This window comes from Streptomyces sp. NBC_00576, assembly GCF_036345175.1.
Lineage (GTDB): Bacteria > Actinomycetota > Actinomycetes > Streptomycetales > Streptomycetaceae > Streptomyces.
The window spans coordinates 7,722,668-7,747,656 of the sequence record NZ_CP107780.1; the positions used below are offsets into that span (position 1 = coordinate 7,722,668).

The window sequence follows — 24,989 nt, forward strand, 5'->3', positions numbered from 1 at the left end:
AATCCGGGCGAAGGGACCGTTTGAGCGCCCTGAGAGCTCGTAACACGATCATGGTCGTGCCTTCTTGAGGCGTCGCCAGCAGATGAGGCCGCAGGCCAACGAGACGAAGGCGTCGTGGAGTTCGGTTCGGCGTTCCCAGCGGACGGCGAGGCGTTTGAACTGGTGGAGCAGGGCGAAGGTCTGCTCGACGACGTAGCGGAGTTTGCCCAGGCCCTTGATGTTCGGGGCGCCTTTGCGGGAGATGACCGGCAGGATCCTGCGGCGTCGCAGCTCATGGCGCACGGCCTTCGAGTCGTATGCCTTGTCGCCGAGGAGCGAGTCGGGGCGTCTGCGCGGGCGGCCGGGCCGTCCGGCGACGGGCGGGATGCCGTCGACGAGGGCGAGGGTCCGGGTGACGTCGTTGACGTTGGCCGCAGTGGTGATGACCTTGAGCGGGGTGCCGCGTCCGTCGCAGATCAGGTGGTGCTTGCTGCCCGTCTTCCGCCGGTCGACCGGCGACGGACCGGTGTCGGCTCCCCTTTTTTCGCGCGGATGTGGGAGCCGTCCACACACGCGCGGGACCAGTCGAGTTCGCCGGCCGCGTTCAGCTCCCCGAGCAGAATGCGGTGCAGTTGCTCGAAGACTCCGGCCTTCTGCCACCGCTCCAGGCGCCGCCAGCAGGTCTGTCCCGAGCCGAACCCCAGCTCCAGCGGCAGGAGTTGCCAGGCTATGTCGTTGTGGAGCACGTACAGGATGCCCTGCAGACACAGCCGGTCCGCCACCGGCCGCGGCCCCGGCGACTTCTGCGGCCAGGGCGGCAGCAACGGCTCGATCAGCGCCCACAAGTCGTCGTCCACGATCCACGGCCGAGTGCTCACAACATCTCGAACGGCGGAATCGTCACATCGGTCACGCCCGACCAGGGCACTTCAACAAGATCGTATTACGAGCTCTTATGTGACTAACCGGGTCTGCTCGGAACACTGTGGGAGAAGTCTTACCGAGTTCATTGGAAAACCCGGTGTTGAGGTCACTGAGGGAAGTCATGGGTATCTTGAGGGAAGGGTCGTCAACGAGGGAACGCTCGAGGAGTTCAGGGACGCCTATGGCGCAGGTCGGGCCATAGATGTTATGACAAAGGCGATGGAAGCAGGATTCATTTCCGAGGGGGTTGGGATGGAAGACGAAGAGAAGTGAAGGAAATGTGCGGGATTGGCGTCGAAAGAGGAAGGTTGGATCATGAATGCCGTTACTGACGACGAGATCATTGCTGCTGTGCGTGCGGAACTTGCCTCAAAGGAGCCGACTGCGCCTGCGTCGCAAGATGCAGTGGACGGCGCGGAACGCGTAATCGGGTACCCCCTGCCCTCTCTGCTGCGGCGCCTGTACTTGGAGGTAGCCAATGGCGGGTTCGGCCCACGATCGGGTGTATTGGGAGTGCCTGGGGGAAAATGGCGTGGAGACTGGGCGGATATCGTGGACGTCTATCAGGCATTCTCCGCCGCTCCTGATAGCGAAGTTCCGGACGGATTGGTTTGGCTGTTCGATTGGGGAGATGCCATCTGGTCTCTCGTCGATTGTCGCGACTCAGTAGGGCTAATGTTTGGTTGGGACCCCAACAATGGTCTCGGGGGTGCTCTCTTTCCGACTGGACAGAATCTTGCCGGATGGCTATCTGATGCACTCGCAGGCAGAGAGAAAGTTCCCACGAAATAAAAGTCCGGTGCGCTCTCCGTGTATGTGAAGGTGAACCGCCATGATGGTGTCACCGGTTACAACCCGGTTGTTATCTTTGGGGAAGTCAAAGGCCCGTGGATCAGGGCTGACGCGTTCTCACGTGACGAGATGAAGGGGTACGCCGGGTTCGGCAGGACGGGGGTCAAGCTAGTTGCCCCGTTCGGGGTGAACTGGGGGGCGTCTTGCCCCACAGGTATCGCACCGGCACCGGAGGAGAAGGCCGGGTAGGCGGTTGCGCGAAGCTCGTGGTTGGGCTTGCAGAGTGGACTGTCGGCTGTCGGTTGTGGCTATGACGAGAACAAGGTGATCGCGGGGCATGCCGGGCCGGTATTGCTGCGTCGGCCCACCATCAGGCGGGGCCGACCAGCGCCACGAGGTGCTGCCGGTCAGCGTGTCGCACTCCACGACCACGTTCACCGTCTTTCTCAGACATGTGTCCGGGGTATCTCAATGAGTCCCTGACCGCGTATCGCAAGGTTTGCCGACGACTTACGCTGGCCGGGCTCCGCGCGGGACTCCGGCTCGGCTGTTTTCCGGGCACCGGGACCCTGCGGCGCCAGGGGAGCCGGACAGCCGCAAGCCATACGGGACAGTCCCGTACGGTTCGCGCCCGACCTTTCAGGAGTACGCACGTGAACGGCAAGCGCCGCCGACTTCTTTTGGCCGCCATCGACCCCATGCTCGAGCCCGGGGAGCAGGTTGAGGTGACGACCATCATGAACCTGAGTTCCGTCACCGTGCGCCGGACGGCAGCGTTCGCGGCAGCCTCGGCCATCCTGAGCGGCGGTGGAATGGCCGTGATCCCGGCGCCGACCCCCATGTACCTGGCGATGACCGACCGCCGCATCTTCATCTTCCGAGCGAACCCGATGTTCGCCCGGCCGGAAGAACACCTGATGACGATCCCGCGCGCCGGTCTCGTCCGCTCGGAGATCAAGGAGCGGGTGCTCAACTCATCCTTCATCATCTCCTCGAAGGACAGCGAGCAGGGCCTGAAAATCATGTTCCCGCTGGTCGGCCGCAAGGAGCGGAACGTGATATTGAACTTGAACTCGTGATGTCGGCCTGACCTCGGGTGTCGGCCGACATCAATCAACTTGCAGTAGCTGACTCGGCTTACCAGGCGGGGCGCTTGTCCTGACGGTCCGTCGAGAAGCCGGTGGGCACGGTTGCTTCTGTCCGCAACAGCAGGCCCGGGTCGGGCGGGAATTCATCGGTTGTCGGCGCTGGGCCGTGCAGGCGCCTATGGCCCGGGACCGGCAATTCGGCCAGCACACCGTCGCGCATCATCCACAGCCCGAAGCAGTCGTCCTCCTCGTCATGGATCAGCACCTGCACGCTCGCCGGATACGGCCACGCCAGGGATTCCAAGTGCCGCAGCAGACCTGACCGCGGACGAACGCGGTTGAACTCGATCATCCACCCGTCAACAAACATGTCCAGCCGCTCGAAGTGGCCCCGCCAACTGCGCGAGTCATCCGGCCGTGTCAGTGGCTCCATCACATCGTCCGCGTACGGCGCCAGCACGATGACCTGCGCAATTCTGCTCATGCCGAAGTATCAGCGCACTCCATGGGCCGGTGGCAATCGAATTCCGAGGCGACGGGCGAGGGAGGAGACCCGCCTGGGCAGCGGCAGCACCCAGTCAGCCGACGGGACCACATCCGCGAAGCCGATCACTTGTTGAGGGTCAGGCCCGTGCCGGCCAGGCAGCCGTCGATAACCTCCGGCCGGTACTGAAGCATCTTGAGCTTGCGTTTCACGGCGCCGGTGATCTGACTGAGGTCCGCAGCGGCAAGGTTGCCGATGTCGCGTTTGACCAGCGACCAGATGCCCTCCTGCGGGTTCAGGTCCGGGGCATACGTCGGCAGCTGGAAGACGGTGAGCCAGTCGGCATTGGCCTCGAAGAACTCCCGCAACGGCGCGACCAGATGCATGCGCAGGTTGTCCCACACGAGGACGATCGGGCCGCCCAGCTGCGTGCGGGCGCGGAGAATCAGGTCGCGGTAGTCCTTCCAGCCGAAGCCCTTCGGTTCGTCCTTGCGGCCCCGGTACTCACGGATCGCGTAGATCAGCCGGGACCGCTCACCGGGCTTGTAGCAGGTCATCCCCGCCATCGACACCCGGCCCGAGCCACGTCCACGCACGCGGACAACTGGGGTACTGCCTTGGCGGCCCCAGGTCCTGGCACGCGGCGGCGTCATCGACTGGCCGGCTTCGTCCTCGAAGACCACCCAGGCGCTGTTCGCCGCCGCGGTGCTCTTACCCGCGGCCAGACCTCCCGCTTCCACAGCTCCACCGCGTCGCCATCGCGCTCAATCGCGCGCCGAGCAGGCTGCTGCCAGGACCAGCCGTGCCTCCTCAGCAGCCGCCACGTGCCCTCCACGGTGTACGAGACGTGGAACAGCCGGCCGATCATCGTCTTCACCCGGGCCAGCGTCCACCGCTGATCGGTCCACCCATGGGCCAGCGTCCACCGCTGATCGGTCCACCCATGGGCCAGCGGGCCACGCTCCAACTCCCGCTCCAGCCTGGCCATCTGCGTCTCCGACAGGCGAGGCCGCCCCGGCGATCCCTTCGACGCCACACCGGCCAGGCCCTCCTCGCGCCATTGGCGCCGCCAGCGTTCCACCGACCGCTCCGAGACCCGCAACGCGGCAGCAATCTCCCGATTCTTCTCCCTGCCCTCGAAGCACGCCACGGCTTGGACCCGGACCCGCTCCCGCGCGGCCCTCTCGGCGTCGGTCAAGCCACCACCCTGCGGATATCTCACCCCACCAGGGCTACCGAGCCCACCTGCACGCTGTCCGGCGAACGGCCCGACATCACCCGATCAAGTTCAGTAGCGGCCGCCTTGCCTCTGGCCGACCGACTGCCCAGGACAGGGCGGGAGCGGAGTGACTGCCAGGACCATGTGGACGGGACGGCTCGCCACCGCACCCTTCCATGTCCGGGTATGGGCCGCTACGACGGGCTTGATTGAGGTCAGTGCCATGGGCTCAGCACTCATTTCCCCACCGCGGAAGTGTCACAAGACAGCACAGCTTCGGTGGTCCGTGGGGGGCATGCCCGGGTGGAAACGACGGAACGCGACGCCAGATGATCAAGGTTACTGAGACCGAAGATCGACCTGGAGCCGCGTCCGCGTGCCATCTTCTCTGATCAGCGTCCTCGCGCGCCGCTGCGAGGACGCCGCCGCACCCTGCCCGCCCACGAACCCCGGTGAACTGGCCACGCTGGCAGAGGTGTTCGAGCGTCTTCCGGACCCGCGTCGGGTACGCGGGCGCCGCTACCGGCTCGGCTCGCTGCTGGGGCTGTGCCTGGTCGCGGTGCTCGGTGGCGCGAAGTCGCTGGCGCAGATCTCCCGCTTCGCGGCCGACGCCCCACCCGAGGTACGCGACCAGCTGGGGCTGACCCGCGCCACCCCGAACGCCTCCACGCTCGGACGAATGCTGGCACGGCTGGACGGGGACACGGTCGACGATGCGGTGGGCGCCTGGCTGGCCCGCCGCGCCACCGATCCGGTCGACGAACCAGGCCGCCTCGTCGGGCTGGCCGTTGACGGCAAGACGGTCCGCGGCTCCCGCGCCGACGGCCATGCAGTCCACCTGCTGGCCGCCGCCCTCCACGACAGCCAGACCGTCATCGCCCAGCGTCAGGTCGCCGCCAAGAGCAACGAAATCTCCGCCTTCGCCCCGCTGCTGGAGCACCTGGACCTACGCGGCGCCGTGGTCACCGCTGACGCGATGCACACCCAGCGCGAGCACGCCCGCCACATCATCGCGGCCGGCGGCCACTACCATCAGTTCATCGAGTGGTTCGACCGCACGTACGCCGAAGAGAAGCGGGTCATGGTGTCCCGCGTCGTCTCCATCGCTCCTCATGCGAACGCCAAGAAGGCGTGCAGTGCACACGGTGCCGAGGCGGGCTGTACGCGGCTGGTAGCGGACGTCGTGTTGAACGACGGGGGCAGTGAGCACGTCGAGTGGGCCGTCTGTGCCCGCTGGCTCAAGGAGAACTCCGACGCGCACGCCTGGCTGCGGCGGCATCCCGTCGAAGCGGCCAAACTGGATTCGGTCTGATTCCGGTCTCGTAGCTCGCACCCTGTGAATGTGCGCTGGCCGGTGCAAACGCTCCCAGAGGATCCACCCCGCGCACTCTGGGGTAGGGACTCTGTGCGTTGGAAGGGGAATCCGCTGCGCGCGGGTTCGATTCCCGTCCTTCAGCTGGCGCGATCGTCCTTTACGTCTTCAGGTCGATCCTATCGGGCCTCATTGAGGCCGAGTTGAGGCCGAGTTGAGGCCGCAAGGATAGGAACAGGCTGACAAGGTCTGACTAGCCCAAACATGGATAGCTGTATCTGACCTGCGAAAACGTCAAGGATGAGCGTTGATCGGCAAGGACCGCCAAGATCCTCAAAGGACTCATAATCCGTCGGCCGTGGGTTCGAGTCCCACCCGCCCCACCTGCGCAGGCTTCTGAACTGCGGAAACGTTCATTTTTGGGTGTCGGACCGTCAACTTTGCCTGAACGGACTGAATCCGCTGCTCGTGGGTTTGGTGCCACGGCGGTCTGCGTCAGCTGACGCTCATCTGACCTGCATGTATACGCGCAGACGCGGAGCCGACGAGACCGGTTCTGGGCGTCTGTGCTGCGGCAGGGGCGCGATTTGAGGCCATCCTGAGGCCGCCGGTACCGGGAAGTGGCCGGGAGACTGAGTTCTGACCAGTCGTCTGTGCGTCGCGCAGGGAGTCCGATGTGGCAACTGTCTGGGTCTCCGGCCTTGTGAGGATTCTGTCCGGCGATGGCCAGTAGGGGCCGAGGAAACGGCCCCAACAGAAAACAGCCCAGCAGGGATCACTCGACGGTTGTCGGGGTGGTCGAGATCGAGTCTCGTTCGGGCAAGAGACCTGCGGTGATGGCTGTCCAATCATGGAGTGTGGCCCAGGGCTCTCGTGCCAGAGCACGGCGTAGGCGTGATCAAGGGTCAGGCAGCTTTCCCGCGGCGGCTTCGACGGCTGGGTGCGGCTGTACGTCCCACCGATACTGCGAGCTTGCGCAGCTGCCGCCAGTCAGGGGCGGATGGGTCTGGGGTGCATCTGGACGCTGTCCGGGAACGCGGACGCGCGGCTTGCCGGGTGCGATGCGGCAGTGCACGGGTGTGGGAAGGATCGTGGCCTCGCCGTCGAGGCCGACCTCGATCTCCGCGCGGTCGGCGTCGACGACCACTTCGCGGGCGGTCACGACCGTGAGTCCGTCCGGCTCCGGGTCCAGCCGGAGTCCGGCCGCCTCGGCCGCACTGTCCACCCTGATGCCCAGGACGCCGAGCGGTCCGGTGTCGAGTCGCTCGCGGCGGCCGAGACCTGTCGGATCTGCCGTGCCATAGGGGTTGTTGCTCACGAGGACGGCCTGCGGGGCGGTGAGCGTGGTGTCTGCGGCGCGCGCGGTCAGTTCTGCTCCGCGTTGGCGAGTGAGCAGGTCGGGCAGCAGGTCCCAGGTGGTGCCGACCTTGTCGTCGCGGTAGGCGGGGCTCTGGATGACTGCCGCGTACGCACCGAAGGAGGCGTTGTTGACGAAGGCGTGCTCTCCGGCGAAGCCGAGGTCCACGTGGAGTTCCACGCCGTCGGTGAGGGCGTCGAGGCAGGCGGCGGGGTCTTCGCGGTTCAGGCCGAGATCCATCGCGAAGTGGTTGCGGGTGCCGGCGCTGATGACGAGGAACGGTACGTCGTGTTCGGCGGCGACGGCAGCGACGAGTGCCTGGGTGCCGTCGCCGCCCGCGACGCCCAGCAGATCGGCGCCGTCCGCGACGGCCGACCGGGCCAGCGCGGCGACGCCCTGGTGATGCTCCGGGTCGAGCAGGACGACGCGCGCCCCGAGTCGCTCGGCCTTCTCCTTCAGGCCGAACGCCGCCACCTTGCCGCCGCCGGAGCGCGGGTTCATGAGGATGTATGGGTCAGTGCCCACCAGACGGCGGCCGCGGTGAGGGCCACACCCGCGAGTACGGCCACGAGCAGCAGGACGCCGCCCACGCCGCCGTAGCCGAGGGGGAGCAGTACCGCGAAGGCCGCCGCGGTAAGTGCCGTCCGCGCCGCCGACCGTTGCGCGCGACGGTCCGGGGCGTACGAGTTCACAGCCATGGTCGCCTCCAGTCGTCGGCGGACGTCGTAGGTACGTGATCTGGTGATTCAGCGGCTGAGGGTGCGGCCGACGGGCTGTCCGGGGCTGACGAGTCCGCTCTCGTAGGCGATGGTTACCAGGTGGGCGCGGGAGGAGGCGCCGAGCTTCCGCAGGATCCGGTTCACGTGCGACTTGACCGTGAGAGGACTGATGCCGAGCAGGTGCGCCAGCGTGCTGTTGTCGGGCTGGGTCGCGACGAGGGCGAGTATCTGCCGTTCCCTGGTGGAGAGTTGGTCCAGCATCAGGTTCGGAGGGGCGGCGGAGATCCTCGCGTCGGTGGACGGCGATGAGACGACTGTCCCGCCCCGGCCGATCAGGTCGAGAGCCATCACGAAGGGGGCGGCCTCCATCTGTCGGCCGAGGATGCCGGTGGCGCCGACGCGCAGGAGTGGGCCGACCTCCTCGGCGGGTGTGTCACCGATGACGGCAAGCGTGGTCCGGGCTGCGGCTCGGCGCAGGGGCAGCAGTGTCGTGGTGCTCGGGGAGGGAGCCAGTGCCAGGGCGTCGATGAGGAGGATGTCCGGCCTCATGGAAGGCAGCTGGGCCAGAGCATGGGCGAGGTCGGGGATCTTGGCCTGGACGGTCAGGAGGGCGGAGTCCTCGATGATGCGCGCGTAGGCCTCGCGCAGGAGGGATGGGCCGCCCGTCAGGAGTACCCGGTGCATCGTTCGTCCTTTGGGTCGCCTAGGGGAGGGGAGGGGAGGGGAGCGGGGCTTCGGGCGGTGACGGTGCCGCTCGGGGTGGGCTCGCGAGGTGGCCGACGCCGCGAGCCCACCGGATCTACCGGTATGTACCCGGAAGTACTCAGGAGACGCGCTGGGGTTCCTTGTCGTCCGCCGGTGTGGCCTTCTGGAGGCTGGTGCCTTCGATGTCGAGGTCGGGCAGGATCCGGTCCAGCCAGGTCGGCAGCCACCAGGCGCCCCGGCCGGCGAGGGCGAGGACCGCGGGTACGAGGGTCATGCGTACGGCGAAGGCGTCGATGGCCACGCCGACGGCGAGGGCGAACGCGATGGGTTTGATCAGGGCGTCGTCCAGGGGGAAGAACCCGGCGAAGACGGTGAACATGATCAGGGCGGCCGCGGTGACGACCCGTACGCTGTGGCGCGCGCCGTCGACGACCGACTGGCGGGCCCGGCCGGTGTGGGCCCATTCCTCGCGCATCCCGGAGACGAGGAACACCTCGTAGTCCATGGCGAGTCCGAAGAGCACGCCGGTCAGGATGATCGGCAGGAAGCTGACCACGGGGCCGCTGTGCGGCACACCGAGGACGTCGGCCAGCCAGCCCCACTGGAAGACGGCGACGACCAGGCCGAGCGAGGCACCCACCGAGAGCAGGAAGCCGACGGTGGCCTTGACGGGAATGACCAGCGAGCGGAAGACGATCATCAGCAGGATCAGGCTGAGGCCGACGACGATGGCGACGAAGGGGAGGAGGGAGTCGCTGAGCCGGTCGGAGACGTCGATGTTGACCGCGGTGGTGCCGGTGACCGCGATGGTGGCGCCGGTGTTCTCACGGATGTCGGCGCCCGTCTTGCGGATGTCGCGGACGAGTTGGTCGGTGCGGACGCTGTCCGGGCCGGACTTGGGGAGGACGGTGATGACGTTCTGGGCCGGGTCGCTGGTGGGCTGGGGCGGCAGGACGGCCTGGACGTTCTTGAGGGTCCGCAGCTTCTGGGTCACTTGGGCGCCGGCTTGTGAACTCGCCGCACTCGTACCGTTCTTGGTCTCGGTCAGCACGAGGAGCGGGCCGTTGAAGCCGTCGCCGAACTTGTCGCTGATCGTGTCGTAGGCCTTGCGTTCGGTGGAGGCGTGCGGGGCGGAGCCGTTGTCGGGCAGGGCCAGACGCAGGTCCGTGGCGGGCAGGGCGAGGGTCACCAGGATGCCCGCGACGGCCAGCACTGTCAGCAGGGGTTTGGCGATGACCCACTTGGTCCAGCGGGCGCCCATGGTGGTGCGACCGGTGTCCCCCTCGGTGTCGGCGGCCCGCTTCGCGGCGCGGCTGCCGGGCTTGGGGGTCAGCCGGGAGCCGGCGAATCCGGTGACGGCGGGCACGAGGGTGATCGCGGCCAGTACGGCGATCAGTACGGCTCCGGCGGCCCCGAGGCCCATCGTGGTCAGGAACGGGATGCCGATGACGCTCAGGGCGGCGAGCGCGATGATCACGGTGGTGCCGGCGAAGACCACGGCGCTTCCGGCCGTGCCGGTGGCCAGCGCGATGGATTCCTTCGGGTCGGTTCCGCGGGCCAGTTGCTGGCGGTGGCGCGAGAGGATGAACAGGACGTAGTCGATGCCTACGGCCAGGCCCAGCATCAGGGCGAGCGTGACCGCCGTGGACGAGATGCTCACCGCGGGGGCCAAGGCCAGCAGCCCGGCGAGACCGACCGCCACACCGATCAGCGCGGGCAGCAGTGCCATGCCGGCGGCGAGCAGCGAACCGAACGTGACGACGAGGACGAGCAGGGCCACGGCCACGCCGATGATCTCCGAGGGGCCGATGTGGACGCCCTTACTGCTGTAGACGGAACCGCCGACCGAGGTCTTCAGCCCGCCCTTCTCCGCCGCCCGGGCTGCGTCCTCGATCGCGTCCACGGATGAGGTACGGACCTCCGCGTGCTGCACCGGGTACTGGACCTGGACGATCGCCGTGGTTCCGTCGGCCGAGACGGCGCCGGTGGCGCGGGGGTCGGCGACCTCGCTGACCTGGGGAGCCTTCTCGGCCGCCGTCACGGTCCGGGTGATGGCCGCGGCGTAGGGCGCTTCGGTGAGCTGGTGGCCCTCGGGGGCGGTGAAGACGATCTGGGCGCCCGCGCCCGAGGCTTCCGGAAGGGTCTTGCTGAGGCTGTCCAGCGCACGCTGGGACTCGGTGCCGGGCACCGAGAAGCGGTCGTCGAGCTTGCCGCTGAAGACGCTGACACACGTGATGAGCGCGGCCAGGACGAAGAGCCATATGCCCAGGATCAGCTTGCGGTGCCGGTAGGCACTGAGGCCCAGCCGGTGGAGCAGGACGGCCATGACGAACTCCCTAGGTCAGGTGGGGATCCCCGCACGCCTGATCGCGGACACGGGCGGCGGAAGCGGAAGGGACACCGGTCGGACTCCGGCCACATGACGAACCACGTGACGGGCCGATGCCGACAGGCGTCTCGATCGAGGGACCGACTTTATCACTTGCTCAAGTCGAACGACCGAGTCGTTCGACTGTCGCCTGAGTCACTTCGGGCGTAAGTCCAGGTCACGCGGCTATCGGATGGCTTTGTCTTGCGATTGAATCGAACCAAGTTCCACGTCACCGAATGTGCCGCCATGGACGCCCCCGTCGAGCGCGTGTGGAAGGTCATCTCCCGCACCGACCGTTACGCCGCTGCGGTCGACGGCGCCCCGCCGCACGATCCGGCGAAGTGCGAGCCGGACCGGAAGCGGCCGCCCCACAGGTACCGGCGCGCGTGCGTGTCGTACTCCTTGCGCGGCAGCCTTGTGAGTGTCGGGCGAACGGTCGAATGGGGGGCATCTGATGAGTCAAGGCACCTTGGTCAGGCGGCAGTTCGGGCACCGTGCCCGGCTTGCGCTGTCGCCTGCCGAGGTGTCGACGGCCGATGCTCAGGCGCACGCGGCCCGCACGATGTGGAATCTGCTGCACGCGTGGTGGCAGATGACGCCGAAGGACCAGCGGACGCTCGCGCGCGCCCAGGACGAGTAGCCATCGCTCGGGACGCGTGCCCGGAGGGGTCGTGCGGTTCGGCACAGTCGTGTTCTTCCGTCGTCGAATGCGTCTGGGACTGGATCCGAAACGGGCGCATGACAAAAGCCCCTGACCGACCTGAGGGTCGATGGGGGCCCGGTCAAACCGTCAGTGTCTGCGCCCGGTCAGGCGCAGAGCGGCAGCAGAACGACGTGCCAAGTGCTCACAGCGCGTCGGTACCTGGCCCCACCGCGCATGAGCCGTTCGCCCTCGGCATCGACGGTCCGGAAGCACCCGGTGCGGAAAAGCTCAGCCGAGTGGCTGAGGATCTGCCCGGTCGAGGGGAGGGACTCTCGCCGCACCGGCCGAGACCGGAAGCTGCTGGGTGAAATGGCGGGCGGCGGCCAGGAGAAGAACCGCCAGAGCGGCCGGTGCCGCGTAGGCGAGACGGAACTGGCCGGTGGAGCCGAGGAGCCCGCTCACGGCACCACCGACGATGACACCGATGTAGTTGAAGAGGTTCAGGCGCGCCAGGACCGCCTCCGAGGCAGCGGGACGCAGCCGCGCGGCGGAGGCCAGACACAGCGGAGCCAGGACGGACGCCCCCAGGCCCACAGCCCCGGCCGCGAGAACGGCGAACGGCCAGCTCGGCGCGGCGGCCATGCCTGCCAGAGCCGCCGCGACCAGCAGGGCCGCGGTGCGGACGACGGCGACCGCTCCGAACCGTTGCACGAGTCGGTCGGTGGCGGCGCGGCCGGCGACTGTGTCGGCCTGGTAGGCCGCGTACGCCAGTGGCGCGACCGTGAGAGACGCGGCGAGGGTTTGGTGGAGGTACACCGCCGACCAGGCCGAGACGGTGGAGTCGACGACGGAGACGACGAGGAGGACCAGGCCAAAGGGGATGAGCCGGATCCACAGGCGGCGCCCGAGCGGCGGCTGTGCGGTGGTGTCCGACGGCCCTGCGGAGAAGGAGGGGAGGGCATGCGTGCGCATACAGAGGGCGAGGAGCAGCACGATGCCTGCCTGAACGCTCAGGCCGGCGGCTATGGGCCACTCCAGCCGGGCGGCCCCGGCGGTGAGCAGGGCCGCGACCACGCCGCCCACGCTCCATGCCGTGTAGAGGGAGCCGAAGATGCTGCGGCCGTAGGCGCGTTCGATCGCCGCTGCCCGGGTGTTGGCCCCGACATCGAGGGCACCGACGGCGAGCCCGAAGAGGATGTACGCGCAGATGACGGTCGCCTCGTTGGGGGCCCACCCGATCAGCACCAGCGTGGCGGCGGTCGTCAGCATGGCCCCGCGCATCGTGGCGACGGGACCGGCGCGGCGGATCGCGGCCAGACCCAGGAAGCTGCCACCCCCTGCCATCAGCGCCACCGCGACCATCAGGCTGGTCGTCAGGAGCGGAGCCAGTTTCAGGTGTTCCGTGACAGCGGGGATGGTCGTGTACACGGCGGCGACGGACACCCCTTGTACGGCGAACGCGAGGGTCGCGCCCCTTCGGGCGCCAGTCTTGGAGACCGGGTGCATGGCCCTCGCCCGGGGTGGAGCATGAAAGGACATGATGCTGTCGCACCTTCGTTTCCTGTGTGCGCTGGAGTGACCGGTGGAGGAGCAGCGAGTCGAATGCCGTGCGGGTTGCGGAAACCGTAGCCAGGCGCGGAAGGCAGACTCAGGACGCCAGGGGCCGTCCAGGGGACTTCGGCGGCCAGAGCGCGCGACCGATGATGCTGGCTGCCTACGGTGATCGCCGAGGAGAAGAGGCGAAAGTGAGTGCGATGTCCCGTGCCCCCGGCCCGGCGGACCCTGCTGGGACCAGTCGCAGTACGTCGGCGACGATCCAGCCGAACATCCTGCGCTATCTCGTCGTGGTCGCCGCCGAGCGCGGTGTCGATCTGCGGCCCCTGCTGAAGCAGTTGGGACTGGACGAGACGGTCATGCGCTCCGCCGCGCTGCGGGTGTCGTACCGGCAGGGCAGCGCGGTGATCCGCCGTGCGCTGGAGCTCACCGGGGACGAGCACTTGGGGCTGAGGGTCGGCTCGGCGCAGCATCTGACCGCGTGGGGCCTGCTCGGCTTCGCCCTGATGGCCGACGACACGCTTCAGCACGCCATCGAGACCGGGGTGAAGTACCAGAACCTGTCCGGGGCGATGATGGTGTGGTCGGCCGGTGTGGGTGAGGAGGACGACGCCTTCGTGCTGCGCGCCGATCTTCCCGATCCCGCCATGGACCCGGCCGTGGCGTCCTTCCTGATCGAGGAGGCGTTCGCCTCCGTGGTCACCCTGTCCCGGCTGTCCGTCGGCCCGGCCTTCGCGCCGAGGGCGGTGGAGTTCTCTTTTCCGTCACCGCGCGAACTCGACCTGTACGGCAGCCTGTTCGGCTGTCCGGTCCGCTTCGGTACCCCCGCCAACCGCATCGTCATCGACCCCGCGTGGGCCCGCACCCGGATGCCCGGCCGGGATCCGGTGAGCTATGCGTCGACGATGGAGATGCTCGACGCGCAGATGGCTTCCCGCCGTGATCAGCAGGATCTGCTGGAGGTGCTGGAGATCTCCGTCGCGCAGGGCCTTCCGGTGGTGCCTTCGTTCGGTGAGCAGGCGCGGCGGCATGCGACGAGCGAGCGGACGCTGCGCCGTCGGCTTGCCGACTGCGGCACGACGTACGAGGCACTCGTCGAGGGAGTGCGCCGGGAGCGCGTCGAACAGCTGTTGCTCCGCCCGGAACTGACACTGCGCGACATCGCCCGCCGGGCGGGATTCTCCGACGAACGGGCGCTGCGCCGCGCGGTACGGCGCTGGCACGGCGCCTCCCCGGTCCAGCTGCGGGAGCGGATGCTACGCGGGGCGGGGCACACCGAATGACGTGTCGGCTACCGCGCCTGCCGGCTGTCGGCTCGGGTCAGCGGGCGCGGATCCAGATCGTCTTCTCCCGGGTCCACTGGTCGAAGGCGTTGGTGGACTTCTCCACTCCACCGAATCCCGACTGCTTCCAGCCGCCGAACGGTGTGGTGATGTCACCCTCGCTGTAGGCGTTGACGGAGACCACGCCGGCCTCGATGCCGCGGGCCAGCCGCAGCGCGGAGTCGAGGTCGCGGGTCCAGACCGAGGCGGCGAGACCGTACTCGGTGGCGTTCGCCCTGCGTACCGCCTCGTCCTCGGAGGTGAAGGTCTGGACGGTGACGACGGGACCGAACAACTCCTTGGTGAGGACGTCGCTGCCGTCGGGGGCGCGAGTGATCACGGTGGGCGGGTAGTAGGCGCCGCGCGGAGACAGCCCGTGGGGCAGTCCCCCGGTGTGGATCTGGGCTCCGCCGGCCCGTGCGGCCTCCACGGCTCCCGCGACCCGGTCGAAGGCGGCGTGGTTGATGAGCGGCCCCATCTGCGTGCGCGGGTCGGCCGGATCGCCGATGACGAGCTCGCTCGCTGCGGCCGTGAACCGCTCCAGGACCTCCTCGGCGATACTGCGGTGAACCAGAACCCGGGAGCCGGCCGTACAGTTCTGCCCCATGGTCAGGAACGCGGCCTCGATCATGTTGTCGATGAGCTCGTCGCCGTAGGAGAGCGCGTCGGCCATCAGCACCTGGGGGCTCTTGCCGCCCATCTCCAGCGAGACGCGCTTGAAGTTGCTCTCGGCGGCGTTCTTGAGGATGCGGCGGCCGGTCGCGGTGGACCCGGTGAAGGAGAGCGCCCCCACGAGGGGATCACGGGCGAGGGCTGCCCCGGCTTCGGAACCGTACCCGGGCAACACCGTGAGCACCCCGTCGGGCAGGCCGGCCTCCGCGGCGAGCGCGGCCAGGTGCAGGGCCGAGCGCGGGGTCGCCTCGGCGGGCTTGACCAGCAGACAGTTGCCCGCGGCCAGGGCAGGTCCGAGCTTCCAGGCGGTCATGGCCAGCGGGTAGTTCCACGGCAGGATCGCCGCGACGACCCCGACCGGTTCGCGGCTCATGAGACCGAGACCGTCTGGCCCGCTCGGCGCGACCCGGCCGAAGACCTTGTCGGCCGCCTCGGCAAACCAGCGGATCGACTCGATCGCGCCCGGTACGTCGCCCGTACGGCACTCCGTGATCGGCTTGCCCGCGTCCTCGCTGTCCATCCGGGCGAGGATCTCCGCGTCGCGTTCCATGAGGTCGGCCAGCCGCAGCAGCACCGCGGCGCGCTCCCGGACCGGCAGCCGCGACCACACCCCGGCGCCGTGGGCCTGCCGGGCCCGCTCAGCGGCCTTGGCAACGTCGTCGGCGCTCGCGGCGGGCAAAGTGGTGATCGGCTCACCGGTGGTGGGATTGACGACCAGCAGCGTCTCGTTCGTGGTCATGCCTCCTCCACCAGCTCCCAGCACCCCTCTGTCCGGCGGACCAGTCCGCGTCGGCGGAGTTCCTCCAGATAGCGAGCCATGCCACGGTCACCGCGCTTGCGGAACAGCGGGAAGACCCGGGGCAGCAGGTTCGGCATGAGCATCGCGAACCGCACCAGACGGGACTCACCGGGCCGGGGGTAAGCCTCCAGCCGGGGCTTGTCCAGCAGGCTCACCACGGCCGCGACGACGTCGGCGGGCTGCTGGGGCCGGTCCTGGAACTGCATGGAGTTCCCGCCGTCCACGGCCTCCTGACGCAGCATCCGGGTGTCGGTCGCCGACGGGAGCACCGACCCGGCCAGAATGCCCTTGCTCCTCAGGTCGAGCCCGATGGCGAGCATCGCGCCACGCAGCCCGAACTTGGAAGCGGTGTAGATCGGGGTCTCGCCCAGCGGGAAGATCCCGCCGAGGGAGACCGTGGTGACCACCCGGGCGTCCCGGGAAGCCATGAGAAGAGGAATGGCGATCCGGGTCGCGACCAGCGGTGAGGTCAGGTTCAGGGTGATCTCCCGCTCGATGCTCTCGACGCTGCGCACATCGAAGCGTTCCGCGCTCGTCATGCCCACGTTGTTGACGAGAACGTCGAGACCACCGTGGTCCTCGGCGACCACCTCGAACAACCGCTCCACCTGCGTACGGTCCATCAGGTCACAGCCGATGCCCGTGTGCCCGTAACCGGGCAGCTCCGCGGCCAGCTTCATGGCGCGGACCCCGTCGATGTCGACGACGACACAACGGGCGCCGCCGGAGGCGAAGCGGCGGCACAGCGCGCTGCCGATGCCGCCCGCGCCGCCGGTCACCAGCATGATTTTGCCGGTGAAGTCGAACCCGCTCATGCCGCCCTACCTTCTTGGATACGTCCCGCGAGTTCGCGCCTCTCGGACAGCGCGTGCGGCGACCTGCCCTGGATACGCCAGCCCATCTCGCCCGCGACCTTGCCCAGATACTTCACGAAGGCCCCGCTGTCGACATAGCCGGTGTGGCGGGGCGAGTCGACGAACCGCAGCCCACCGGACAGATCCGGGCGGTCTGAGCGGATCAGGCGGGCGAAACGCTCCGCGTTCGGCAACCGGTGCCGCGCGTCATGGACGTACCCGGCGATCAATTGCGCCTGGGAGTCGAAGAGCTGGTACGCACCGGAGTTGGTCTCGACGAAGCCGATGCCGAACAAGCCCTCGTGCTCGCGCGAGAACGACGACAGGTACAGGTCCGGGTGCTGCTCGTCGCCGAAGTACCGCTGCGCGACCGGCACTTTGTGGACATAGCCCGTGGCCAGCAGGACGAGATCGAAGTCGTCGCTCGTGCCGTCGGTGAAGTACACGGTCCTGCCCTCGGTGCGGGCGATCCCCGGTTTGGCGGTGATGTCGCCGTGCTGGAGGTGGTGGATCAGCATCGAGTTGATGGCCGGGTGGGTCTCGAACAGCTTGTGGTCCGGCTTCGTCAGCCCCAGCTGCGTCGGGTCACCGTTGATGATCCGCAGGAGGGCACCGAAGACCCGCTGCGCCAGCCACATCGGCAGGTGCGGCCCACCGTTGGCGATGGTGTCCACCGGCCGGCCGAACAGGTGCTTGGGGATGAACCAGTAGCCACGCCGCATGCTGATCACCGCGTGGTCCGCGGTCCGGGCCGCGTCGCAGGCGATGTCGCAGCCGGAGTTGCCCGCGCCCACGACCAGGACCCGTTTGCCCCGCAGCTCCTCCGCGCTGCGATAGCCGACGGTGTGCCGGACCTCTCCGCTGAACTCCCCCGGCAGGTCGGGGATGTTGGGGTGCCACTGCGAGCCCGTACACACGACGACCTGACCGTGCACGCTTTCCCGCCCGTCGGCCCGGGTGACCGTCCATGTGCCGTCCGCGTTCTTCTCGACGCTTTCGACCTCGACGCCGAACTCGATGCGGTCCGTCAGCCCGTAGGCGTCGGCGAAGGACCGCAGGTACGACAGGACCTGCCGGCGGGGCGGGTAGTCCGCGAAGTGGTCGGGCATCGGAAAGCCACCGAATCCCGACAGGGTCCTGCTGGAAATGAAGTGGGCCGACTCGTACATCGGGCTGCCGGGATTGTCGATGTCCCAGATACCGCCGGGCCCGGTGTGCCGCTCCAGGTGCGTGTACGGCAGATTCCGCTCCGCCAGCGCCCTGGCGACCGCCAGCCCGGCAGGTCCCGCCCCGATCACGCACGTATCAAACTGGCTTTCCCTCACGGGCCTGCCTCCTCGTTCGACCCGCTTCACGGGCGTTGGAGGAAACGTATTCACCCGCCGTTCAGCGGGAACTGACCTGCGCGGCCACGGACCGGACCTCAGCGGCCGCACCAGCACGAGAGTGCTTCGACCACCACCGTGCCGTAGGTGCGGGCGATGGCGGTGGTCGTCTGGTGCTGCCAGTCCGCGGCCCGTCGCTTGGCTTTCGCTCGGAGCTGGGCGCTCTGGTCGTAGGTGCGCTGCAGGCGGCGTGAGGTGCGCTCGCCGGGTTTGCGGTGCTGCTTGCGCCGGGCGGCTCGCTGTTCCAGGCGCCGGAGCCTGGCCTGTCCCTTCTCGGTCAGCCACTGGCCGTGCTCGTACGTGCTCCCGTCGGAGAGGGCGAGAGGTACGGTGACGCCCACGTCGATCCCGACCTCGGGGCCGGGGTGCGGCTCGGGCTCGGTCTCCTGGGTCGTCACGCGGAGGGCGATGTGCCAGCCGAGCGCGTCTTTGACGAGCAGGGCTCCGGTGATCCGGTTCTCGGTGTCGGCGTGCTTGCCGACGGGGAGGTCTTTGGTCCAGCGGAATGGGACCCGACCGATCTTGGACAGGTTGACCATGCCCCAGCGGCGGTGCACCCGCTTGATGCTCAGATCCCGGCTCTGCGGGACGTCCACCGACATGACGGACCGGAAGCGTGCCTTGAACTTCGGGGCGTCCGCCAGGCCCTCCCAGCATGTGCGCCATGCCTGGACATACGTCTTGAGCACCGCCTGCGCGGCCTGTGCGAGCAGGACGGCGAGGAAATCGAGGTCCTGGCGGGCCTGGCGGATCGCGGCGTCCGCACTGGCCGCAGCCATGTATCCGGTCACCTTCTACCCGCCCAGTTGTGTCTGGGTGGAGCCACTGCGTGCTGGAAGGGGAATCCGCTGCGGACGACTTCAGGAAGCTCTGCCGAGCTGGCGGGATCACTCCCGACGGCTTCGTTCTGGCTCCTTGCGGCCTCATTGAGGCCGAGTTGAGGCCGCAAAGACAGGAACAGACTGGCAAGGACAGAGGAGTACCCACATCGATAACTGCATCTGACCTGCGAAAACGTCAAGGATGAGCGTAGATCGGCAAGGACCGCCAAGATCCTCAAAAGGACACATAATCCGTCGCCCGTGGGTTCGAGTCCCACCCGCCCCACCTGCGCAGGCTTCTGACCTGCGGAAACGTTCATTTTGGGTGTCGGACCGTCAACTTTGCCTGAACGGACTGAATCCGCTGCTCGTGGTGTGAGCAGCGTCGCCGTCCGCAGCAGTTCGAACTGGCCTGACCTGCACAGATGCGCGGGCACCCACGGCCCGGGAAGTCACTGAATATGCCCAGCGTGAGCGACTGGACGTCGAATTCGGGACGCTCGCAGGACGCAGGGAATCGCAGGTGGTCGTCACCCGGCCTCGGGTCTCGTGGCTGTCCCTGCGGCTGTGGATGCGCGGGACGATCCCTGCGGCAGCCTGCTTTTCGACCTGCGGTTTCCGTTGCCGTTTGAGGGAGGCGCACGCGGCTGCCTGGGGAGCCGACCCCTCGCGGGGCGGCGGGCCGGCCTCCGCTTACGTGGTCGACGGGCTCAGGTCCAGAAAGGCGCCGGCATCGGTGGTCCCGTACGTTCGCGGACGTCCGAGAGGGCCACTCCGGGGGCGAGTTCGACCAGGGAGAGGCCGTCGGCCGTGATGTCGAGGACGGCGAGGTCGGTGATGATGCGGTGGACGCAGGCCTGGCCGGTCAGCGGGAGGGTGCATTCGTTGACGATCTTCGGTGTGCCGTCCTTGGCGGTGTGTTCCATGAGGACGATGACCTTGCGCGCGCCGTGCACCAGGTCCATGGCACCGCCCATGCCCTTGATCATCTTGCCGGGTACGGTCCAGTTGGCGAGGTCACCGGCCGCGGAAACCTGCATGCCGCCCAGCACGGCGACGTCGATGCGGCCGCCGCGGATCATCCCGAAGGACTGGGCGGAGTCGAAGAACGCGGCGCCGGGCAGCACGGTGACGGTCTCCTTGCCCGCGTTGATCAGGTCGGGGTCGACCTCGTCGTCGTACGGGTAGGGGCCGGTACCCAGGATGCCGTTCTCCGAGTGCAGCACCACATGGACGCCGGGCGGGAGGTGGCCCGGGATGAGGGTGGGCAGTCCGATGCCCAGGTTGACGTAGGAGCCGTCAGACAGTTCATGTGCGGCGCGGGCCGCCATCTGGTCGCGGGTCCAGGCCATCAGTGCTGCTCCTTCCGAGTGCGGACGGTGCGCTTCTCGATGCCCTTGTCGTCGGCGGGGACGGGGCCCACGATCCGGTCGACGTAGATGCCGGGCAGGTGGACGGCGTCGGGGCCGATGGCGCCGGGTTCGACGAGTTCCTCGACCTCGGCGATCGTGATCCGGCCCGCCATGGCCGCCAGGGGGTTGAAGTTGGCGGCACTGTGGTGGAAGACGAGGTTGCCGTGCCGGTCGCCGCGGGCAGCCCGAACGAGGGCGAAGCCGGTGGTGATGGCCTCCTCCAGGACGTACGTCCGGCCGCGGAATGTGCGTGTCTCCTTGGGCGGGGAGACCACTGCCACGGCGCCGTCGGGGCCGTAGCGCCAGGGCAGTCCGCCCTCGGCGACCTGGGTGCCGACCCCGGCCGGGGTGTAGAAGGCGGGAATGCCGGTGCCGCCGGCGCGCAGCCGTTCGGCGAGGGTGCCCTGCGGGGTGAGCTCCACTTCCAGTTCACCGGCGAGGTACTGGCGGGCGAACTCCTTGTTCTCGCCCACGTAGGAGCCGGTCACCCGGGCGATGCGGCCGGCCGCCAGCAGGATGCCGAGCCCCTGACCGTCCACGCCGCAGTTGTTGGAGACCACGCGCAGTCCGCCGACGCCCTGGGCGTGCAGGGCGTCGATGAGGACGGTGGGGATGCCGCACAGCCCGAAGCCGCCCACCGCCAGCGAGGCCCCTTCCGGTATGTCGGCGACCGCGTCGGCGGCCGAGGCCATGACCTTGTCCACGTTGTTCATGCCTTTCTCCCGGTGCCGGGCACTGTGTCGGGCACCGGGGTTTGCCAGAGGCGGGTTGTTCAGGGGCGGAGGCATCAGGCGGGGGAGAGCCGTCGCTCCGGCCCGCCCCCACGAGTACGGGGGGTCATCCCCTGCGGCGGGCAGCTGGCAGACGGATTGGGGCGACGCCCTCGACGACGGTGTTGCTGATGGTGCCGATGCCCTCGACCGTCATGGTGACGATGTCGCCGAGGGCCAGCGGCGGGGGTTCGAGGCGGCCGTTGCGGCCCCAGAGTTCGGCCAGGCAGCCGCCGTTGCCGCAGGTGCCGGAGCCCAGGACGTCGCCGGGGCGGATCCAGGTGCCGCGGGAGGCGTACGCCGCCATCTCCTCGAACGTCCAGGCCATGTTGGCCAGTCGGTCCTGGCCGACGGTCTCGCCGTTGACCTGGACGGTCAGGGCGAGGTCGAGGAAGCCTTCCGGGTTGCGGTGGGGTTCGAGTTCGTCGGCGGTGACGAGCCAGGGGCCGAGGGTGGTGGCGGTGTCCTTGCCCTTGGCCGGGCCGAGTTTGACCTTCATCTCGCGGCCCTGGAGGTCGCGGGCGGACCAGTCGTTGAGGATCGTGTAGCCGAGAATATGGCCGCGTGCCTTCTCGGGGGTCAGGTCCCGGCCGGCCTTGCCGATGACGGCGGCCACTTCGAGTTCGAAGTCGAAGCGTGCGCAACCCGGCGGCAGGGGCACGTCGTCGTGGGCGCCGATCACCGCGTACGGGTTGGTGAAGTAGAACGCGGGGGCTTCGTACCACTCGTCGGGGACGGTGTCGCCGTATCCCTGGGCGATGCCCGCGACATGGCTCTCGAAGGTCATGTAGTCGCGTACGGTCGGCGGTTGCAGCGGCGGCAGCAGCCGTACGTCGGCCAGGGGCAGCGGCAGGGAGCCGGTCAGGGCGCGTTCACCCGCCCCGCGCAGGGACTGCTCGCCCTCCATGACCAGATCCAGTAGTTCGACGGGGTGTTCGAATGGGTGGACCTGGTCGCCGGCGACGGTCCCCGGCTGCCGTTTCCCGTCGTGGACGAAGGTCGCGAACCTCATGCCGGGCTCCCCTCCGCCTCGGCCGGCCGCGTGCCGCTGGGCCGGAAGCCGACGAAGACGGCGGCGATCACAGCGGCGGCCATACAGGCGACGGCGGTGAGGATCAGTCCGTTGTTGTAGCCGCTTGCCAGGGCGTCCGTGGTGTACGGGGCGAGCTTGGCGCTGAGCGGGCCGAGGTCGGCGGTGTGCAGGGCGAGCGGGCCGCCCTCGTGCAGGACGGCGGAGGCGATGCCGTGCTCCTTGGGGGTCAGGCCCGCGTCGGCGAGGCAGCCGGTGAGCTGACTCGTGGCCATACCGAGGGCGACGGCGCCGACGACCGCCGGGCCGAGAGTCTGACCGAGGTCGCGGACCAGGCTGGTGGTGGCGCTGGCCATGCCGGTCAGGGTGGGCGGTACGACGTTGACGGCGGCGGCGGTGAGGGCGGCGACGACCAGACCGAAGCCGACACCGTTGAGCACCAGCGGCCCGAGCAGGAGGATCAGGCCGCTTTCGTGGATCGGCACCGCCCGCAGCCACAGTTGGGCGCCGGCCAGCGAGACGAACCCGGTGACGAGCATGGGGCCGGGGCCGACGCGGTGCAGCAGCCGGACCAGCAGCGGCCAGATGAGCGGGGTGACGCCCTGGATGATCAGGAAGGGCACCGCGGTCTGGAAGGGGCTCTGGTGCTGGATGACGCCGAGACGGATGCTCAGGTCGTACGCGCCGCCGAGGAAGCCGAACATGCCGATCACCGCCATCGCGGCCGACGCGGCGAAGGCCGGGATGCGGAACAGCTCCAGGCGCAGCATCGGGGCCGCGCTGCGGCTCTCCACCAGCACGAACGCGACGATGAACACGGCGAAGGCGACGAAGGACGCGACGACGGGTGTCGAGCTCCAGCCGTCGGAGGGGCCCTGGATGATGCCGTACAGGAGGGCGAGCATGGCCACGGCGATGGCGATCTGGCCCGGCCAGTCGAGCGAGCGGCCCTCGGGGGCGCTGGACTCGGCGGCCAGCAGCCAGGCACCCACCGCGGTGATCACGGCGAGCACGCCGGTCACGCCGAACGCCCACTGGAAGGAGACGTGTTCGACGATCCCGCCGGACATCAGCGGGGCGATCAAGGCACCCAGTGACAGGGCCGTGGTCCAGGAGGCCAGCCCCTTGGCACGCTCGGCCGGTGTCGGCGTGCTGGCGATGATCATCGACAGGGAGGCGGGGAAGAGCGCGGCGGCCCCGATGCCGGAGATCGCCTGACCGGTGATCAGCTGGGCTGCCGAGTCGGAGGTGGCTGACACCAGATAGCCGACGGCGGACAGCAGCGCCGCGCCGACCACCAGTTTCTTACGGCCGTACAGGTCGCCCACGACGCCGAAGGTCAGCGCGAGGACGGCGGCGGGCACCAGGAAGGCGTCACTGATCCAGGTCAGTTCTCCGCCGGACGCGTGGAGGGTGCGCTGCATGACGCCGTTGATCGCGGCGGGCAGGACCAGTCCTATCTGGGCCAGGCAGACGGCCAGACAGGCGGCGACGATCGTGCCGGTGTGGCGTGCTGTAGCGGCCGGTGCGGCGTCGGACGACGGGGCGGCGGGTGGGTCGTAGGCAGGGGTGGAGACCATGTCTCCTCCTTGGAAGGTTGGCGGGACGTACGGCCCGGGGGACGGCGGGGAGCTGGGCGCATCGGGAGGGGCGGTGCGCCGTCGGTGGAGGGTGGGGCCTCGTCAGGGCAGGCGGGGGGAGGGGGGCGTCAGACGCGTGGGCAGAGCTCGGCCATGCAGCCGAACAGCCCGGGGCCGTCGAGTGGGGGCAGGGCGGGGTCGAGCTCCCGGTAGACGGTGTGCACGTTGACGGCGAGGCGTTCGCTCTCGTGCAGGTCTGCGAAGCGGCCGAGGCGGATGTCGCGGGCCGCGTCCATGGCCGGCATTCCGGCGGTGAAGCGGGCGGTGGCCTGCTCATGGACGTGTTCGAGGTAGTCGCGGATCTCACGGACCGCCTGCTTGGTGGTGACGGGGCCGTGGCCGGGCACGACGATGTCCGCGTCGAGGCCCAGCAGCAGATCGCAGGCGGCGAGCCAGCGGGTGAAGGGGCCGTGCCAGACGACCGGCGCCGCCCCGGCGAAGACGATGTCGCCGGTGTAGACCGTCCGGGCCTGCGGCACGTGCACGATCGTGTCCCCGGCGCTGTGCGCGGGGCCCACATCTATGAGGCGGACCTCGGTGCCGCCGATGTTCAGGAGCGTCTCGCCGTCGAAGATTCGGTTCGGGAGGGCGGGTTCGATGCCGACGTAGTCGAAGCGGCCGAAGATCCGTCGTGCGAAGTGTCCGGCAGGGCTGTTTATGCCGGTCAGCGCCAGCATCTCGGCCGGACCCACCTGGCGCATGTCCGCCACGGACCCGCGGGCCGCGATGATCTCGGCGTGGGCCACGAGCTGGTTGCCGAACCAGTGGTCGCCGTTGCCATGGGTGTTGACCACGGTGGCGATCGGCGCGGTCGCGGTCAGCGGCGTCAGCGCGTCGAGCATGTTCTTGGTCAGCCGCAGGTCGTAGAGGGTGTCGACGAGCAGTGACTCGCCCCGGCCGGTGATCAGCCCGGCGTTGCTCATGCCCCATCCGGACTCGCCGGCGATATAGGCATGGCAGCCGTCGCCGACCTCGATGCGCCCGGTGGGGGAGGTTTCGGAAGCCACGGTGCCTCCTTGTCAGCGTCCCGCCACCAACCGAGCGAGACTTTTATCCAGCACTGGACTTGAGTCCAGCAGCGGATGGAAATCTAAATGGATGTCGAGAAGGGGTCAAGAGTCGTGCGGCCCTGTGTTG

General features: G+C 68.7%; 18 protein-coding genes and 3 pseudogenes. 5 read left to right on the top strand and 16 right to left on the bottom strand.

Annotation, left to right across the window (positions count from 1 at the left end; genetic code table 11):
- Positions 1-48: 48 nt before the first annotated feature.
- Positions 49-839, bottom strand: a protein-coding gene (locus tag OG734_RS33605) for an IS5 family transposase (protein ID WP_443065054.1) whose coding sequence is annotated in 2 segments (ribosomal slippage) — positions 49-533 and positions 533-839 — 792 coding nt in all. Because the reading frame shifts where the segments join, the coding sequence is not laid out codon by codon here.
- Positions 840-936: 97 nt separating this feature from the next.
- Between OG734_RS33605 and OG734_RS33610 the strand changes: the two genes are divergently transcribed.
- Positions 937-1,176, top strand: a complete 240-nt coding sequence (locus OG734_RS33610; RefSeq protein WP_330291184.1) for a hypothetical protein — start codon at positions 937-939, stop codon at positions 1,174-1,176.
- A 1,172-nt stretch (positions 1,177-2,348) separates the two neighbouring features.
- Positions 2,349-2,774 carry a hypothetical protein gene (locus OG734_RS33615; RefSeq protein ID WP_330291185.1) on the top strand — a complete coding sequence of 142 codons (426 nt, stop codon included), beginning with the start codon at positions 2,349-2,351 and terminating at the stop codon, positions 2,772-2,774.
- Between the two features lie 58 nt (positions 2,775-2,832).
- Here the strand turns inward: OG734_RS33615 and OG734_RS33620 are convergent, their stop codons facing one another.
- Entirely contained in the window at positions 2,833-3,267 is a 435-nt protein-coding gene (locus OG734_RS33620; protein ID WP_330291186.1) for a hypothetical protein, read from the bottom strand.
- 125 nt (positions 3,268-3,392) lie between these two features.
- Positions 3,393-4,489 (bottom strand): IS630 family transposase gene (locus tag OG734_RS48100; protein WP_443064970.1). Its coding sequence is split into 2 segments (ribosomal slippage): positions 3,393-4,009 and positions 4,009-4,489, totalling 1,098 coding nucleotides; the frame shifts between segments, so codons are not numbered across the junction.
- Between the two features lie 373 nt (positions 4,490-4,862).
- Between OG734_RS48100 and OG734_RS33635 the strand changes: the two genes are divergently transcribed.
- Positions 4,863-5,798 (top strand): ISAs1 family transposase, encoded by a 936-nt coding sequence (locus OG734_RS33635; RefSeq protein ID WP_330291188.1) that lies wholly within the window; start codon positions 4,863-4,865, stop codon positions 5,796-5,798.
- A gap of 905 nt (positions 5,799-6,703) precedes the next feature.
- On the opposite strand, the pseudogene OG734_RS33640 reads toward OG734_RS33635, so the two are convergent.
- The 3 genes and pseudogenes from OG734_RS33640 to OG734_RS33650 all read right to left on the bottom strand — a co-directional run bounded on the left by OG734_RS33640 (position 6,704) and on the right by OG734_RS33650 (position 10,905).
- Positions 6,704-7,853, bottom strand: a pseudogene (locus OG734_RS33640) (diacylglycerol/lipid kinase family protein).
- Between the two features lie 48 nt (positions 7,854-7,901).
- Entirely contained in the window at positions 7,902-8,558 is a 657-nt protein-coding gene (locus OG734_RS33645; protein WP_330291189.1) for a response regulator transcription factor, read from the bottom strand.
- A 139-nt stretch (positions 8,559-8,697) separates the two neighbouring features.
- A complete protein-coding gene (locus tag OG734_RS33650) occupies positions 8,698-10,905 on the bottom strand; it encodes an MMPL family transporter (RefSeq protein ID WP_330291190.1) in 2,208 nt (735 codons plus the stop codon).
- A 499-nt stretch (positions 10,906-11,404) separates the two neighbouring features.
- Here OG734_RS33650 and OG734_RS33655 point away from each other — a divergent pair.
- Positions 11,405-11,578: pseudogene (locus OG734_RS33655) on the top strand (RNA-guided endonuclease TnpB family protein); the annotation flags it as partial.
- A gap of 303 nt (positions 11,579-11,881) precedes the next feature.
- Here the strand turns inward: OG734_RS33655 and OG734_RS33660 are convergent.
- On the bottom strand, positions 11,882-13,132 hold the full coding sequence (locus OG734_RS33660) for an MFS transporter (protein WP_330291192.1): 1,251 nt from the start codon (positions 13,130-13,132) through the stop codon (positions 11,882-11,884).
- A 215-nt stretch (positions 13,133-13,347) separates the two neighbouring features.
- Between OG734_RS33660 and OG734_RS33665 the strand changes: the two genes are divergently transcribed.
- Positions 13,348-14,430: an AraC family transcriptional regulator gene (locus OG734_RS33665; protein ID WP_330293891.1), complete on the top strand. Its 1,083-nt coding sequence runs from the start codon at positions 13,348-13,350 to the stop codon at positions 14,428-14,430.
- Between the two features lie 37 nt (positions 14,431-14,467).
- Here the strand turns inward: OG734_RS33665 and OG734_RS33670 are convergent, their stop codons facing one another.
- From OG734_RS33670 to OG734_RS33710, 9 genes and pseudogenes are all read right to left on the bottom strand, one after another.
- Entirely contained in the window at positions 14,468-15,880 is a 1,413-nt protein-coding gene (locus tag OG734_RS33670) for an aldehyde dehydrogenase family protein (RefSeq protein ID WP_330291193.1), read from the bottom strand.
- The gene (locus OG734_RS33675; RefSeq protein ID WP_330291194.1) at positions 15,877-16,755 is read right to left on the bottom strand and encodes an SDR family NAD(P)-dependent oxidoreductase; all 879 of its coding nucleotides are present in this window, start codon (positions 16,753-16,755) and stop codon (positions 15,877-15,879) included. Before OG734_RS33675 ends, OG734_RS33670 begins: the two co-directional genes overlap by 4 nt.
- A complete protein-coding gene (locus OG734_RS33680; protein WP_330291195.1) occupies positions 16,752-18,119 on the bottom strand; it encodes a flavin-containing monooxygenase in 1,368 nt (455 codons plus the stop codon). Before OG734_RS33680 ends, OG734_RS33675 begins: the two co-directional genes overlap by 4 nt.
- Positions 18,120-18,235: 116 nt before the next feature.
- Positions 18,236-18,949: pseudogene (locus OG734_RS33685) on the bottom strand (RNA-guided endonuclease InsQ/TnpB family protein); the annotation flags it as partial.
- Positions 18,950-19,710: 761 nt separating this feature from the next.
- Positions 19,711-20,352 carry a CoA transferase subunit B gene (locus tag OG734_RS33690; protein WP_330291196.1) on the bottom strand — a complete coding sequence of 214 codons (642 nt, stop codon included), beginning with the start codon at positions 20,350-20,352 and terminating at the stop codon, positions 19,711-19,713.
- Entirely contained in the window at positions 20,352-21,116 is a 765-nt protein-coding gene (locus OG734_RS33695; protein ID WP_330293892.1) for a CoA transferase subunit A, read from the bottom strand. The genes OG734_RS33690 and OG734_RS33695 overlap by 1 nt, the downstream gene beginning before the upstream one ends.
- A 133-nt stretch (positions 21,117-21,249) precedes the next feature.
- Positions 21,250-22,194, bottom strand: a complete 945-nt coding sequence (locus tag OG734_RS33700) for a fumarylacetoacetate hydrolase family protein (protein ID WP_330291197.1) — start codon at positions 22,192-22,194, stop codon at positions 21,250-21,252.
- Complete coding sequence (locus OG734_RS33705) at positions 22,191-23,792, bottom strand: MFS transporter (RefSeq protein WP_330291198.1); 1,602 nt, start codon at positions 23,790-23,792, stop codon at positions 22,191-22,193. Before OG734_RS33705 ends, OG734_RS33700 begins: the two co-directional genes overlap by 4 nt.
- A gap of 128 nt (positions 23,793-23,920) precedes the next feature.
- The gene (locus OG734_RS33710; RefSeq protein WP_330291199.1) at positions 23,921-24,859 is read right to left on the bottom strand and encodes an MBL fold metallo-hydrolase; all 939 of its coding nucleotides are present in this window, start codon (positions 24,857-24,859) and stop codon (positions 23,921-23,923) included.
- Between the last annotated feature and the right edge of the window lie 130 nt (positions 24,860-24,989).

Excerpts from the sequence above, each read along its gene's own strand:
- OG734_RS33660 (WP_330291192.1), bottom strand. The coding sequence starts at position 13,132 with ATGTCCTTTCATGCTCCACCCCGGGCGAGGGCCATGCACCCGGTCTCC.
- OG734_RS33675 (WP_330291194.1), bottom strand. The coding sequence starts at position 16,755 with ATGAGCGGGTTCGACTTCACCGGCAAAATCATGCTGGTGACCGGCGGC.
- OG734_RS33670 (WP_330291193.1), bottom strand. The coding sequence starts at position 15,880 with ATGACCACGAACGAGACGCTGCTGGTCGTCAATCCCACCACCGGTGAG.
- OG734_RS33620 (WP_330291186.1), bottom strand. The coding sequence starts at position 3,267 with ATGAGCAGAATTGCGCAGGTCATCGTGCTGGCGCCGTACGCGGACGAT.
- OG734_RS33665 (WP_330293891.1), top strand. The coding sequence starts at position 13,348 with ATGTCCCGTGCCCCCGGCCCGGCGGACCCTGCTGGGACCAGTCGCAGT.
- OG734_RS33705 (WP_330291198.1), bottom strand. The coding sequence starts at position 23,792 with ATGGTCTCCACCCCTGCCTACGACCCACCCGCCGCCCCGTCGTCCGAC.
- OG734_RS33700 (WP_330291197.1), bottom strand. The coding sequence starts at position 22,194 with ATGAGGTTCGCGACCTTCGTCCACGACGGGAAACGGCAGCCGGGGACC.
- OG734_RS33650 (WP_330291190.1), bottom strand. The coding sequence starts at position 10,905 with ATGGCCGTCCTGCTCCACCGGCTGGGCCTCAGTGCCTACCGGCACCGC.
- OG734_RS33645 (WP_330291189.1), bottom strand. The coding sequence starts at position 8,558 with ATGCACCGGGTACTCCTGACGGGCGGCCCATCCCTCCTGCGCGAGGCC.
- OG734_RS33690 (WP_330291196.1), bottom strand. The coding sequence starts at position 20,352 with ATGGCCTGGACCCGCGACCAGATGGCGGCCCGCGCCGCACATGAACTG.